Origin of the sequence: Psychromarinibacter halotolerans, from assembly GCF_029168315.1 — a bacterium.
Classification (GTDB): domain Bacteria; phylum Pseudomonadota; class Alphaproteobacteria; order Rhodobacterales; family Rhodobacteraceae; genus Psychromarinibacter; species Psychromarinibacter halotolerans.
Window position 1 is genome coordinate 1 of record NZ_JARGYD010000036.1, and the last position, 937, is coordinate 937.

Below are 937 nucleotides of genomic sequence, written 5' to 3' on the forward strand. Positions count from 1 at the left end.
CGCGGCGGGTGCGGCATGCCGGGGACGACGGGCATCTGGGCGGCGCGCAGGTCTTCAAGACGGGCGGCCAGCGGCTTGGCGACGGCTTCGGCGGCGACGAATTCATGGGACAGCATGGTCATCACGCAAACACTCCGATCAGGACGAGGAAAAAGCCGACTTCGACGATCGGCAGGCTGAAGGACTTGAACATCGACATCTCGTAGTACCCACTTGCTTCGATTTCCGACCCCACGCCTCATCTTATACGCGAATGCGTCGCGCCGACCTACATACCCCTTAGTACAGGGAATCTGTGGCAAGGGCCGGACATCCGCCTTGGTATGAACTTTATTGAAGCAATTCATGCGGTTCCCAACATGGAATGCGGCCGAATTAAGGGACTTGGGGCAGGATCCTGACCGTTGACCTCATGCGCCCGCCGGTAGCGGCGAATCCCTGCATCCAGCGACCGGACGCCCGCGCGCGCATGAAAAAACCGTCGATCCGGGATGGATGACGGTTGCGGTTGTCGGACTGTCTGAGGTTTCTCGTCAGCCCGCCCCCCGGTGTTCGGGGCTTGGCGGGCCGTCGTTCGTCGCGGGCGTGTCTTACGCGCGCGGATCGGTCGAAAGGACCAGTTCGCCGGCTTCATAAGCTTCGGCAAGGGCCATCAGGTATTCACGGCGCTGGCGGGGCGGATGGGGCATGCCGGGGACGACGGGCATCTGGGCGGCGCGCAGGTCTTCAAGACGGGCGGCCAGCGGCTTGACGACGGCTTCGGCGGCGACGAATTCATGGGACAGCATGGTCATTATGCAAACACTCCGATCAGGATGAGGAAAAAGCCGATTTCGACGATAGGCAGGCTGAAGGACTTGAACATCGACATTTCTAAACTCTTCACTTGTCTAACCACCCCACGCCTCATCTTTTACGCGAATTCATCACCCCGGCA

1 protein-coding gene is annotated in these 937 nt (G+C 60.6%); it reads right to left on the reverse strand.

Annotated elements, in window-relative coordinates:
• Positions 1-590: 590 nt before the first annotated feature.
• Entirely contained in the window at positions 591-794 is a 204-nt protein-coding gene (locus P1K30_RS23800) for a hypothetical protein (protein ID WP_275635228.1), read from the reverse strand.
• Positions 795-937 lie beyond the last annotated feature (143 nt).

Excerpts from the sequence above, each read along its gene's own strand:
- P1K30_RS23800 (WP_275635228.1), bottom strand. The coding sequence starts at position 794 with ATGACCATGCTGTCCCATGAATTCGTCGCCGCCGAAGCCGTCGTCAAG.